11 protein-coding genes are annotated in these 12932 nt (G+C 63.9%); 10 read left to right on the top strand and 1 reads right to left on the bottom strand.

Annotated elements, in window-relative coordinates:
- Positions 1-59 precede the first annotated feature (59 nt).
- The 10 genes from ACQY80_RS00830 (at position 60) to ACQY80_RS00785 (ending at position 12501) form a co-directional block, all read left to right on the top strand.
- Complete coding sequence (locus ACQY80_RS00830; RefSeq protein WP_428682687.1) at positions 60-2123, top strand: M13 family metallopeptidase; 2064 nt, start codon at positions 60-62, stop codon at positions 2121-2123.
- 125 nt (positions 2124-2248) lie between these two features.
- Positions 2249-4594: a response regulator gene (locus ACQY80_RS00825; protein WP_428685705.1), complete on the top strand. Its 2346-nt coding sequence runs from the start codon at positions 2249-2251 to the stop codon at positions 4592-4594.
- 4 nt (positions 4595-4598) lie between these two features.
- Complete coding sequence (locus tag ACQY80_RS00820) at positions 4599-4934, top strand: response regulator (protein WP_428682685.1); 336 nt, start codon at positions 4599-4601, stop codon at positions 4932-4934.
- Between the two features lie 125 nt (positions 4935-5059).
- The gene (gene recA / locus ACQY80_RS00815) at positions 5060-6142 is read left to right on the top strand and encodes a recombinase RecA (RefSeq protein WP_428682683.1); all 1083 of its coding nucleotides are present in this window, start codon (positions 5060-5062) and stop codon (positions 6140-6142) included.
- A 268-nt stretch (positions 6143-6410) separates the two neighbouring features.
- Positions 6411-7256, top strand: coding sequence for an agmatinase (speB, locus tag ACQY80_RS00810; RefSeq protein WP_428682681.1), 846 nt, complete (start codon positions 6411-6413; stop codon positions 7254-7256).
- Positions 7247-7873: a glutathione S-transferase family protein gene (locus ACQY80_RS00805; RefSeq protein ID WP_428682679.1), complete on the top strand. Its 627-nt coding sequence runs from the start codon at positions 7247-7249 to the stop codon at positions 7871-7873. Before speB ends, ACQY80_RS00805 begins: the two co-directional genes overlap by 10 nt.
- Positions 7863-8456, top strand: a complete 594-nt coding sequence (locus ACQY80_RS00800) for a hypothetical protein (protein ID WP_428682677.1) — start codon at positions 7863-7865, stop codon at positions 8454-8456. Before ACQY80_RS00805 ends, ACQY80_RS00800 begins: the two co-directional genes overlap by 11 nt.
- Positions 8457-8578: 122 nt before the next feature.
- The gene (locus tag ACQY80_RS00795) at positions 8579-9316 is read left to right on the top strand and encodes a hypothetical protein (protein ID WP_428682675.1); all 738 of its coding nucleotides are present in this window, start codon (positions 8579-8581) and stop codon (positions 9314-9316) included.
- A gap of 63 nt (positions 9317-9379) precedes the next feature.
- Positions 9380-12028, top strand: coding sequence for an alanine--tRNA ligase (gene alaS / locus ACQY80_RS00790; RefSeq protein ID WP_428682673.1), 2649 nt, complete (start codon positions 9380-9382; stop codon positions 12026-12028).
- Complete coding sequence (locus ACQY80_RS00785; RefSeq protein WP_428682671.1) at positions 12025-12501, top strand: SRPBCC family protein; 477 nt, start codon at positions 12025-12027, stop codon at positions 12499-12501. Before alaS ends, ACQY80_RS00785 begins: the two co-directional genes overlap by 4 nt.
- Here the strand turns inward: ACQY80_RS00785 and ACQY80_RS00780 are convergent.
- Entirely contained in the window at positions 12498-12911 is a 414-nt protein-coding gene (locus ACQY80_RS00780; RefSeq protein ID WP_428682669.1) for a holin family protein, read from the bottom strand. The two genes, ACQY80_RS00785 and ACQY80_RS00780, sit on opposite strands and share 4 nt — an antisense overlap.
- Positions 12912-12932 lie beyond the last annotated feature (21 nt).

Raw genomic sequence — 12932 nt, 5'->3', positions numbered from 1 at the left:
CCCCATCGTGACATCGTGCCGTGTGGTGCGCTTGTCGCTTTATCTATCTGGGGAATATCATGATCCTGAACCTTTCTTCGCGCCTTATGGCGACCGCCGCGCTTGGCGCAGTTCTGCTCGGCGCCGCACCTGCGGTCGTCGCCAAGGAAAAAGCGGCTGCGACCGCTCCGGCGACCGATGCCGCCGCCAAGCCCGAAATCGGCGATTTCGGTTTCGACCTGTCGGGCATGGACAAGAGTGTCCAGCCGGGCGACGATTTCTATGCCTTTGCCAATGGCACTTGGGCGAAGAACACCGCGATCCCGGCCGACAAGTCGAACTATGGCATGTTCACCGCGCTTGGCGATCTTTCGCAGAAGCGGACGCAGGAAATTCTCGAGGTTGCGAAGGGCGATCCGGACAGCAAGATCGGTCGCGCTTACGCCTCCTATCTCGATTCCGCGGCCGTTGAGGCAAAGGGGCTCGCGCCGATCCAGCCCTGGCTGAACAAGATCCGCGCCGTCGACAAGGCCGGGCTTCCGGCCCTGCTCGCCGAAGCCGACCGCAACGGCGTCCAGCATTTCTTCGGCGGCTATGTCGGACAGGACGACAAGAATCCCGAGGTCTATATCTACACGCTGTTCCAGGGCGGGATCGGGATGCCCGACCGCGACTTCTATCTGAAGGACGGCGATCGCAACGTGAAGCTTCAGGCTGCCTATCTGAAGCATCTCGAAAATGTGCTGACGCTGGCTGGCGAGAAGGATGCCGCAACGCGCGCGAAGGCGATCTATGATTTCGAAAAGCAGGTCGCGACCGTCCATTGGGACAAGAACGACAGCAGCGACGCGACGAAGGCCTATAACAAGATGAACATCGCCGAGCTGGTGCAGGCGGCGCCGGGCTTCGACTGGGCCGCATTCGTCCGCGGCATCGGCGTCAAGGAGGATACGATCCTCGTGTCGCAGCCGAGCGCGCTGACGGGCGAGGCAAAGCTGCTTGCCGATGCGCCGATCGGCGTGCTGCGTGATGCGCTGCTCGTCCGCAGCCTCGATGGCTTCTCGGGCGTCCTTCCCGATGCGGTCGCCAACGAAGCCTTCTCCTTCTACAGTACCGCGCTGTCGGGCACGCCGCAGATGCAGGAGCGCTGGAAGCGCGCGGTCGATTTCACCACCGCCAATCTGGGTGAAGCGGTCGGTCAGGACTATGTCGCGAAATATTTCCCGCCCGAAACCAAGGCGGCGATGGACGTGCTGGTGAAGAATGTCCTCGCGGCGCTCGACACCCGCATCGGCAACCTGACCTGGATGCAGCCGCAGACGAAGGTGAAGGCGAAGAAGAAGCTAGCCAATTTCACGACCAAGATCGGCTACCCCGATCGCTGGAAGGATTATAGCGGGCTCGAAATCCGCGCCGACGATCTGTTCGGCAACGCGCTGCGCGCGAACCAGTTCGAGCATGACGACAATGTCGGACGCCTTGGCGGGCCGATCCGTCGCTGGGAGTGGGGCATGACCCCGATGACGGTCAACGCCTATGCCAATTTCGGCATGAACGAGATCGTCTTCCCGGCCGCGATCCTCCAGCCGCCCTTCTTCGACCCGAAAGCCGACGCCGCGATCAACTATGGCGGTATCGGCGCCGTTATCGGCCACGAGATCAGCCACCATTTCGACGACCAGGGCGCAAAATATGACGAGACCGGCAAGCTTGCGGACTGGTGGACGCCGCAGGACGTTGCGGCATTCGAAGCCGCCGGCAAGGCGCTCGTCGCGCAATACAACGCCTATGAAGTGTTGCCCGGCGAGCGTCTGGACGGTGAATTCACGCTCGGCGAGAATATCGGCGATCTCGCCGGCCTGACGATCGCCTATGACGCCTACCGCAAATCGCTCGGCGGCAAGCCGGCGCCGGTGATCGACGGCCTGACCGGCGACCAGCGCTTCTTCCTCGGCTGGGCGCAAGTGTGGCGTCGCAACTATCGCGAGCAGAATCTGTCGCAGCGCATCACGACCGATCCACATTCGCCGTCGATCCAGCGGTCTTGGGTCTCGCGCAACCTTGACCCTTGGTATAAGGCCTATAGCGTCAAGGAAGGCCAGAAGCTGTATCTGGCGCCGAAGGATCGTGTCCGCATCTGGTGATGCGCCAATAGAAAGAGTCTGATTTGACCGCGCAAAGCCTGCCTTCCGCTGACAATGAATTCAGCAGGGGGGCAGGCCCTGCGGCCGGGACGCTTTCGGCGCGGGCCGCACTCTCGCCTGTCGATCTGGCGATACTTGGCGGGCTTGCGTTGCTCTCGGTCGCCTTGCTGTTCTGGGCGACGCGCGATGCCGTGCTGGCGGCGGGATTTCTTGCCGGTCTGGCGATCGCGGGCGGCGGTGTGCTGCTCGCGCGCCGCCTGTTTCCGGCAGCGGTAGGCGGCGAGACCGCGACGCCCGACTGGACGATGCTGCGCGCTGCGGTGAATCATGACGATGTCGCGATTGCGGTGACCGATCGGGGCGGACGGCTGGTTTGCGCGAATGACCTGTTCGCGACCTGGATGGGCGGCTTCGTCACGCCGCCGGGACTGCCGCTCGACGGACGCGGCGCCGAACTGCTCAAAAATGCGGGCCGCGCGGCGTGGCGCGACGGCGAGGGTCGGGTCGACGAGATCGCGATCGGGCCGTTGCAACTGCAGGCGCAGGTGACGCGCACCGGGCAGGCGGAAGACTATCTCGTCTGGCGTTTCGCGGCGCTCGAGCGGCTGGATCTTGCGACCGAGGTCATGCGCCATCTCGATGGACCGGCTGGTCGGACGCTCGGCCATGCGGGCGTCATGGCGGCGCTGGTGAGCGCCGAGGGGCGGCTGCGGGTTGCCAATCAGGCTTTTGTCGTCCGCGCGCTCGAGGACGGCGATCAGGCCCATTATATCGGGCGCGATGTCGGCGCGATGCTGCGGCTCGACGATGCGGGGTCGCTTTATTTCGCCCGCGAAGGCGATCGCGCGACGCCGGTGCGGATGCTCCAGATTCCGCTCGTTCCTGCCGACCAGCATGGCCCGATGCTGCTTGCGATGCTGGACGAAGAAATGGGCCCCGCCGACCGCGGCACCGCGCAGGCCTATGTCGAAACCTTGCTCTCGCTGCTGCCTTTCGGGCTTGCGCTCGTCGATCGTGATGGTCGCTTTCTCTATATGAATCGTGCTTTCGGACGCGCGGCGGGCATCGGCGACGCGAAACCCCCTCGCTATCCGGGCGATCTGGTCGTGGGCGAGGACAAGGGGCCGCTCGCCGACATGATCCGCCGCCATAGCAGTGGGCAGCAGGTGGGGGGCGACCTGTCGATCCGGCTGATCGGCCAAGGCGAAGAGCCGGTGTCGATGCGCGTCGTCGGCGTGCGGGGGCTGGGCGAAGCTGCGGTGCTGCTGAGCCTCAAAGACTCGAGCGAGGAATCGCGGCTGAAGCGGCAGGTCGCGCAGGCATCGAAGATGCAGGCGGTCGGCCAGCTCGCCGGCGGTGTTGCGCATGATTTCAACAATATTCTTACCGCGGTGCTCGGTGCCTGCGACCTGATGCTGATGCGGCATACGCCCGGTGACAGCGACTATGACGACATCCAGCAGATCCGTAGCAATGCCAATCGCGCCGCCAGCCTGACGCGGCAATTGCTCGCCTTCTCGCGCCAGCAGACGCTGCGGCCGCAGATCTTGCAGCTCCCCGACGTGATTTCGGAGGTGTCGCACCTGCTGAAGCGCCTGATCGGCGATACGGTCCAGCTGTCGGTGCATCACGGCCGTGGCCTCGGTGCGGTGCGCGCTGACCCCGGCCAGCTCGAGCAGGTGATCATCAATCTGGCCGTGAATGCCCGCGATGCGATGGCGGGCAACGGAACGCTGACGATCGAGACCTATCCGGTATCGGCGGCCGACGTGCGTCAGATGGGCAACGAATTCATGCCGCCCGCCGATTACAGCGCGCTCAGGGTCCGTGATACCGGGACGGGGATCCCGGCAGATGTCCTGCCCAAGATTTTTGAACCCTTTTTCACGACGAAGGACGTCGGCAAGGGAACGGGCCTCGGTCTGTCGACGGTCTACGGTATCATCAAGCAATCGGCGGGCTTCATCTTTGCCGACAGCAAGCCCGGGCAGACGAGCTTTACCGTCTATTTGCCCGTCCACCGCGCCGAGAATGGCGTGGCGGCAACGCCGACGCCTGTCGCGAAGGCGAAGAAGAGCCAGTGGGGCACCGGCACAATCCTGCTCGTCGAAGACGAGGATATGGTGCGTGCGGTGGCGGAACGCGCCCTGACCCGTGCGGGTTATAGCGTCGTGACCGCGTCGCAGGGAGAAGAGGGATTGGAGCGCTTTGTTGCCATGGACAAGATCGACCTGATCGTCAGCGACGTCGTGATGCCGACGATGGACGGCCCCGCGATGGTGCGTGCGATGCGCGCGAAACGGCCGACGCTACCGATTCTGTTCATGTCGGGCTATGCCGAGGAGCAACTGCGCCAGTCGATCAATATCGATGACGTCGCCTTCCTGCCAAAACCCTTTTCGGTCGCGCAACTGACCGAGGCGGTGTCGGCGGCGCTCGACGATGCAGCGCATCGGGTGAGCAATGGTTGAGGGGATGCGGATACTGCTCGTCGAGGACGATGTGCTGATCGGGATGATGCTCGTCGACATGTTCGACGCGCTCGGGCTGCCCGAGCCCGCGCAGGCAACCACAAATGAAGAGGCGCTCGCGATCATCGGCAGCGAATCGATCACTGGCGCGCTCGTCGATATTAACCTCGGCGATGAAAAGGGCTGGCCGGTCGCGGATGCATTGGCGGAGCGGGGGATTCCCTTTGCCTTCACCTCGGGGGGGGGGGACGTCATTCCGCCGGCGCATGCACACCGCAAGCTGGTGACCAAACCGTTCCGGATTGGCGATATTGAGGCGGCACTGGAAAGTTTTCGTTGAAAAACCTGTGATTTCAGTCCCTGCGACTTTCTTTTGTTCCCCACTTGTTCCATGAGAACAAATATGGCACATAGTCCGCCATTGCGATGCTTCTGCCGTCGCTCTAGAGCTGGAAAGGGACGGTTATGGCCGGACAATTATCACTCGTCGAATCGGGGAAATCAGTGAACGGAACGGACAGGCAGAAGGCGCTCGACGCCGCGCTCGCGCAGATTGATCGCGCGTTCGGCAAGGGCTCGGTAATGAAGCTGGGCTCGAAGGAAGCGATGCAGGTCGAGGCGATCTCGACTGGTTCGCTCGGACTCGACATCGCGCTGGGCGTCGGCGGTTTGCCGCGCGGCCGCGTCATCGAAATCTATGGTCCTGAAAGCTCGGGCAAGACGACGCTGGCACTGCACACATTGGCTGAAGCGCAAAAGACCGGCGGCACCGTCGCCTTTGTCGATGCGGAACATGCCCTCGACCCGGTCTATGCGCGCAAGCTGGGCGTCAATATCGACGAGTTGATCGTGTCGCAGCCCGACACCGGTGAACAGGCGCTCGAAATCGTCGACACGCTGGTGCGGTCGAACGCGATCGACGTGCTCGTCGTCGACTCGGTTGCCGCGCTCGTTCCGCGCGCCGAAATCGAGGGCGAGATGGGTGACAGCCACGTCGGTCTGCAGGCGCGTCTGATGTCGCAGTCGCTGCGCAAGCTCACCGGCTCGATCAGTCGGTCGCGCTGCATGGTGATCTTCATCAACCAGCTGCGCATGAAGATCGGCGTGATGTACGGCAACCCCGAGACCACGACCGGCGGCAACGCGCTCAAATTCTACGCCTCGGTTCGCCTCGACATCCGCCGCACCGGTCAGATCAAGAATGGCGACGAGATCGTCGGCAACACGACTCGCGTCAAAGTCGTCAAGAACAAGGTCGCACCGCCGTTCAAGCAGGTCGAATTCGACATCATGTACGGGCAGGGCATTTCGAAGATCGGCGAGATTCTCGACATCGGCGTAAAGGCCGGGCTCGTCGAGAAGTCGGGCGCCTGGTTCAGCTATGACTCGATCCGTATCGGGCAGGGCCGCGAAAATGCGAAAACCTTCCTGACCGATAATCCCGAGCTTCGCGAACGCCTCGAAGCGGCGATCCGTGGCCGCACCGACGCGGTGGCGGAAGAAATGATGGCCGGTCCCGACGATGAAGGCGACGACGGCGATAGCTGATCGCCCCCACTGACTGCCATCCGGCCGGTTTCCCCTCCTGTGAACCGGCCGGCCGACGGCGGCGGGCCGCGCGGCTTCCTTGCGGCTGCCGATGATCTGCACATGTCCCTCTCGCAGATGGCCCGCCCGCCGTTGATCCGATCCTCAGGTCGAGCCTGGATTTTCCAGGCTATCGGGGCAAAAATTCGACAAGCTGCGACTGCTGCGATGACCTGAAACGCCGGCTGATGATCCTTGCGTCGGCCTTGTCAGCGGCTACAAACGCTCCATGCCCGCGATCCGCCTTTTCGGCCTACCGACCGACGTCAACAGCAGTTTCGAACGCGGCGCGGCAGCGGGACCGGCGGCAATACGCGCGGCGCTCCGCAGCGATCGCGGCAATCTGGCCAGCGAGCTGGGACCCGAGATCGGGGTCGACATCGCCTTTTCCGATGACGGCGACCTGCCGCTCAGCGAGAATGTCGCGCGCGACGATGCCGCGATCCGCCGCCACGTCGCGATGTTGCAGGAGGATGGCGAGGTGCCGCTGGCGCTTGGTGGCGACCATGCGGTGACCTTTCCGCTCGTCGAAGCAGCCGCGACCTGCTTCGGCCCGGTGACCATCCTCCACTTCGACGCGCATCCCGATCTTTATGACGATTTCGGTGGCAATCCGCGCAGTCATGCATCGCCCTTCGCGCGGATATGCGAGGCGGGGTATGCGAGGCGGCTGGTACAGGTTGGCATTCGGACGCTGAATGGTCATTGCCGCAAACAGGCCGCGCGCTTCGGGGTCGAGATTGTACCGATGGCCGGATTTACGCCCGACATGGTTCCGGTGCTGGACGGGCCGCTCTATATCTCGATCGATCTCGACGGGCTCGATCCCTCGGCAGCCCCCGGCGTCGCGCATCCCGAACCCGGCGGTTTGACGGTACGCGAACTGCTGGCGGTGCTGCACAAGCAGACCGCGCCGATCGTCGGTGCCGATATCGTCGAACATCACCCCGGCCGCGATGTCGGCGACGTCACTGCGATTCTCGGCGCCAAGCTGGTGCGCGAGCTGGCGGCTTTGATCGACCGCAACGGCCCATGTCCATCCCGACCCCCCGAAGGAGTACACCCATGTCCCTGATCCTCCACCATCTGAACAATAGCCGGTCGCAACGCATCCTCTGGCTGCTCGAGGAAATTGGCGTGCCGTATGAGGTAAAATTCTATGACCGCGATCCGGTGACCAATCTGGCGCCGTCCGAATTGCTGGCGGTCCACCCGCTCGGCAAGTCGCCGGTTCTCGAAGATGAGGGGCGCATCATCATCGAATCTGCGGCGATCGCCGAATATCTTTGCGACTATCATGGCGGCGAGAAGCTCGTGCCGCAGCGCGGAACCGACGATCATGTCCGGCATCTGCAATGGATGCATTTTGCCGAAGGGTCGGCGATGACGCCGATCCTGCTTCGTCTCTATACCGCGCGGCTCGGCGAGGCGGCGGCGCCGCTCGAATCGCGGATCGCGCAGCAGCTCGACGCGCATTTCTCCTATATGGAGAGCCAGGTCGGCGAGGACGGTCATTTCATCGGCAGCGACTTGTCGGCCGCCGACGTGATGCTGAGCTTCCCGGCGGAGATCGCGATCATGCAGGGCATGGCGCCGCGCTATCCGAAACTCGCCAATTTCGTGAACGCCTGCCACGATCGTCCGGCATGGCGGCGCGCGCGCGAAAAGGGCGGTGCCTATTATGGCTATTGACCGCGCGGTCCGTATTACCGTGCTTGTGGCCGCGCTGATCGCGGGGATCCCTTTGGCATCGGGCGCTCCCCCGACGCTTGCGCCGGGAGTCGAGCGCGAGACGATCGTCCCCGAGGGCAAGGGCTTCAAGGCGACTGCGGTCGATGAAGAGGGGGCTATCGGCCGCTTCGCCGAATATACGCTCGCACTGGCCCGGCGTGATTATTCGGCCGCCTATGCGATGCTTCGCCTGTCGTTTCAGGCGGCAAACCCGCGGCTCGAATGGGAGATGAACCTGCGGAAGCGTGATGCGCTGTGGGCCGATGGCCAGATCCGCATCTTGCGCCTCAGCTGGTATCCCGATCCGGCGGGGCAGCCATCCGGCCTCTACGCTGCCTTCGACTTCCGGGGCGATCGCAAGGACGGGTCGATGGATTGCGGCTATGTCGTCGTCCACCGCAGCGATCCCGCGAGCGCCTTCACCGTGGTTCGCGTCGACACGTCCGAGGTTCCGCCCGACCTGATTGAGGACGGCGTGCCGAAGGCCGACGTTCTGCGGCAGCTACCCTGCTACCTCGGCAAAGGACTTGCGACAGCCTTTTGATCCCAAAAGCAATTTAGCCTTGTCTGTTGCGGTTCGCCCGCGCACGGTTGCGGTGGGGCATCGTGACCGAATCACGGTGTGCTACGCTGAGGTCGCCGGCGTGGAAAATTTGGGGATAGACGATGGCGACGATCTTGTTGGCCGCGATGCTCGCGGCGTCCACTACACCTGCGATCAAAATCGAGGCCGTTCCGGGTCGCGGCTACGCGGCGACGGTTCCGTTGATCGATGCAAATCAATATGATCCGGTCATCGAGCGGATAAAGGTCCTTGCCGCGCAGAAATGCGGGCGCCTGAGCGTCCGCTTCGGGCGCTTCTTCTTCGACAACCAGATCGACGTTGCGCGCGGGGTCACGGTCATCAAGGATTATCGTCAGGCCTTCACCTGTTTCGATCCGGCGACGGACCCCTACAAGCCCGTTCCCGCTGACTGGAAGGCAAGCCCGGCCGAGGTTGCGGCCGCGACCGATTATGTGGCGCGTTTTCTGACCTATCTCGACGCAGGCAATGGACGGGCGCTGGCCGCCCTGATGGACCCGCAGCTCGAGGCGACGACCGACGAGATGAACCGGTTCAGCCGCGAGGCGAAGATGCATCAGACGGGCGCCGGCAAGTTCACCGCGCGGCTGGACGGGTGGCTCAACAATCCCCCCGATGCGAGCTATCCGGGGGCTTATGCCTATTTTGCCGTGCTGAGTTCGCACCCGGGAATTGCCGGAACATGTGGCGGAATATTGCTCTATCGGCTCAGCGACGGCAAATATCAGGTTTCGCAATATGACGTGCGGTATGTCTCGCAAAAGCTGATCGACGAGGAAGGCATGAGCGACGAGGAACTCGATCGCCTGTGCCGGCGATAGGTGGCTGGTGCATTCTCGCGCGTAATGCTTGAGAAACGCGCCGCATCGCACTAGATCGCGCGGATGACATCGACCAACGACATTCGCCGCTCTTTCCTCGACTATTTCGGGGAGGCGGGGCATCACATCGAGCCTTCGGCACCGCTGGTGCCGTATAACGACCCGACGCTGATGTTCGTCAACGCGGGCATGGTGCCGTTCAAGAATGTCTTCACCGGGCTGGAAAAGCGGCCGTACAGCACCGCGGCTTCGTCGCAGAAATGCGTGCGCGCGGGCGGCAAACATAACGACCTCGACAATGTCGGCTATACGGCGCGGCATCATACCTTCTTTGAAATGCTGGGGAATTTCTCCTTCGGCGATTATTTCAAGGAGCAGGCGATCCATCATGCGTGGACGCTGATCACCAAGACGTGGGGGTTGAAGCCCGAGAAGCTGACCGCGACCGTCTATCACACCGACGACGAGGCGTTCGATCTGTGGAAAAAGATCGCGGGCCTGCCGGAAGAGCGCATCATCCGTATCCCGACCAGCGACAATTTCTGGTCGATGGGGGACACCGGGCCGTGCGGGCCGTGCAGCGAAATCTTCTATGACCATGGCGATCATATCTGGGGCGGTCCGCCCGGATCGCCCGAAGAGGATGGCGACCGCTTCGTCGAGATCTGGAACCTGGTGTTCATGCAATATGAACAGCTGCCCGGAGGCGAGCGCGTCGACCTGCCGCGGCCGAGCATCGACACGGGCATGGGGCTGGAGCGCGTTGCTGCGGTGCTGCAGGGCGTCCACGACAATTATGACACCGACACCTTCAAGGCGCTGATCGCGGCGTCGGTCGACCTGACCGGCGTGCCCGCCGAAGGCGCGACGCAGGCGAGCCACCGCGTGATCGCCGATCACCTTCGCGCGTCGAGCTTCCTGATTGCCGACGGGGTGCTGCCTTCGGCTGAGGGGCGCGGTTATGTGCTGCGCCGGATCATGCGCCGCGCGATGCGTCACGCGCATCTGCTCGGTGCCAAAGATCCCTTGATGCATCGTCTGCTGCCGTCGCTGACCGCTGAAATGGGCGCCGCCTATCCCGATCTGATCCGCGCGCAGCCGCTGATTGCCGAGACGCTGGAGCGCGAGGAGACCAAGTTCCGCCAGACGCTCGACAAGGGGCTGAAGCTGCTCGACGAAGCGACGGTCGGCATGGGCAAGGGAGATACGCTGTCCGGCGAGGTCGCGTTCAAGCTCTACGATACCTATGGCTTCCCATACGATTTGACCGAGGATGCGCTGCGCGCGGAGGATATTTCGGTCGATCGCTCCGGCTTCGATGCAGCGATGGCGCAGCAGAAAGCTGCGGCGCGTGCGGCGTGGAAGGGCAGCGGCGAGAAGGCATCGGATGAAATCTGGTTCGACCTCGCGGAGGCGAACGGCAGCACCGAATTCACCGGCTATGGCTCGACCGCGGGCGAGGCTACGGTCATCGGGCTGGTCCGCGACGGCAAGCCGGTCGAAGAAGCCAAGGCAGGCGACGAGGTCGTCGTGCTGACCAACCAGACGCCCTTCTATGGCGAGAGCGGCGGCCAGATGGGCGATGCCGGCACGATTGCGACGCTGGACGGCGCGAAAGCGACCGTCAGCGACACGGGTAAGCCGCTCGGCCGCCTGCACACGCATCAGGCGAAGCTGGAGGGGGGGGCGCTGAAGGTCGGCGACACGGTGCAACTGACCGTCGATGCCGACCGTCGCGACCGCATCCGCGCCAATCACAGCGCCACGCACCTGCTGCACGCGGCGCTGCGCAACCGCCTCGGCGGACATGTGACGCAGAAGGGCAGCCTGGTTGCCGAAGATCGCTTCCGCTTCGACTTCTCGCACCCCAAGGCTCTGAGCGCGGAGGAAATCGCCGAGGTGGAAGCCGACGTGAACGCGCAGATCCGCGCCAATGATACGGTCTCGACGCGGCTGATGACCCCCGACGATGCGATCGCCGCGGGCGCGATGGCCCTGTTCGGCGAAAAATATGGCGACGAGGTTCGCGTGCTGTCGATGGGACATGCCGACGACCACAGCTATTCGGTCGAGCTTTGCGGCGGGACGCACGTCCGGGCGCTGGGCGACATCGCCCTGTTCAAGATCATCAGCGAATCTGCGGTTTCCTCGGGCGTGCGGCGTATCGAGGCGTTGACGGGTGAGGCTGCGCGTATCTGGCTCAACGGCCGCGACGATGCGCTGAAGGCAGCGGCGGCGGCGCTCAAGACCTCGCCCGACGATGTGCCGGCACGCGTTGCCGCGCTCGCCGAGCAGCTCAAGAAGGCCGAGCGCGAACTCGCCGATGCAAAGAAGGCTCTCGCGCTTGGTGGTTCGAGTGGCGGTGCAGCTGCCGGGCCGGCGGTCGAGCAGGTCGGCGATACCGCGTTCCTAGCGCAGGTGGTCGACGGGCTCGATCCCAAGGAACTGCGCGGCACGGTCGACGGGCTGAAGAAGCAGGTCGGCAGCGGTGTTGCGATGCTGGTTGCGGTGAACGATGGTCGGGCCTCGGTCGCGGTCGGGGTGACCGACGACAAGGTTACCGCGCTGAGCGCCGTCGAACTGGTCAAGCTGGCGGTTGCCGCGCTTGGCGGACAGGGGGGCGGCGGCCGTCCCGACATGGCGCAGGGCGGCGGTCCCGATGGCGCGGCGGCGGATGCCGCCGTTGCTGCGGTCAAAGCCGCGCTCGCTTGAAACAGACCAGGAAAACGCGGCGCACCGATCATGCCGAACGGCTGATCGCGGCGCCGCTGGTCGATGTTTTCGCGGCCTTTACCAGCGCAGAAAAGCTTGCGCGCTGGTTGCCGCCCGAGGGCGCGACCGGCGAATTCGAGCGCTGTGAGCTGCACGAAGGCGGCGGCTTCCGAATGCGGCTGTCCTTCGACGATCCGGATGTCGAGACGAAAAGCGACGACGATAGCGATATCGTCGAGGTGCATATTCCCGTGCTCGACGACGGGCGGCTGATCGTCTGGGAAGTCGAGTTCGAATCCGACGATCCGCGCTTTTCGGGAACAATGGCGATGCACTGGTATCTGTCGCGCAAGGGCGGCGGCACGCTGGTGACAATCGACGCCCACCATGTGCCGCCGGGGATTTCGGCCAAGGATCACGAGGCTGGCCTCAACAGTTCCCTCGCAAATCTGGCGGCGGTGGTCGAGGCTTAGGCCTCCACCCCCTTTGCTTTCCCCCACGCCCGCGCGGCGGTGTAGCCGAGATAACCCGTCCCGAAGAGCGCGTAGAGCGGTTCGGGAATGCCCGCGAGATAGGCGTTCATGCCCTCGGCGATGCCCTTTGCCATCTCCGGGCGGGCGGCGGCGATCAGGCCCATCGGGATCGCCCAGAGCAGCAGTGCATACATGACGTAGAGGAAGCTCGGCCGCGCACGGCTGGTCCAGGGATCCGCGCTGCTTGCCTCGGCGACGATCGCGGTCATGCGGGTGCGGATCGCTTCCATTTCCTGGCTGCCCTCGAGCTTCAGCAGTTCGAGCTTGGCGCGGTCGCGCGCCTCTGGGTCGGGGATGATCTTGTCGATCAGTTTGGCGACGGGGCCGATCAGGCCTTCGAGAATGCTCATATCGTTTCTCCAATTGTGGCG

The organism is Sphingopyxis sp., from assembly GCF_965279755.1.
GTDB lineage: Bacteria > Pseudomonadota > Alphaproteobacteria > Sphingomonadales > Sphingomonadaceae > Sphingopyxis.
Note: the sequence above shows the minus strand (reverse complement) of the source record. Positions and strands in the feature narration are given on the sequence as shown.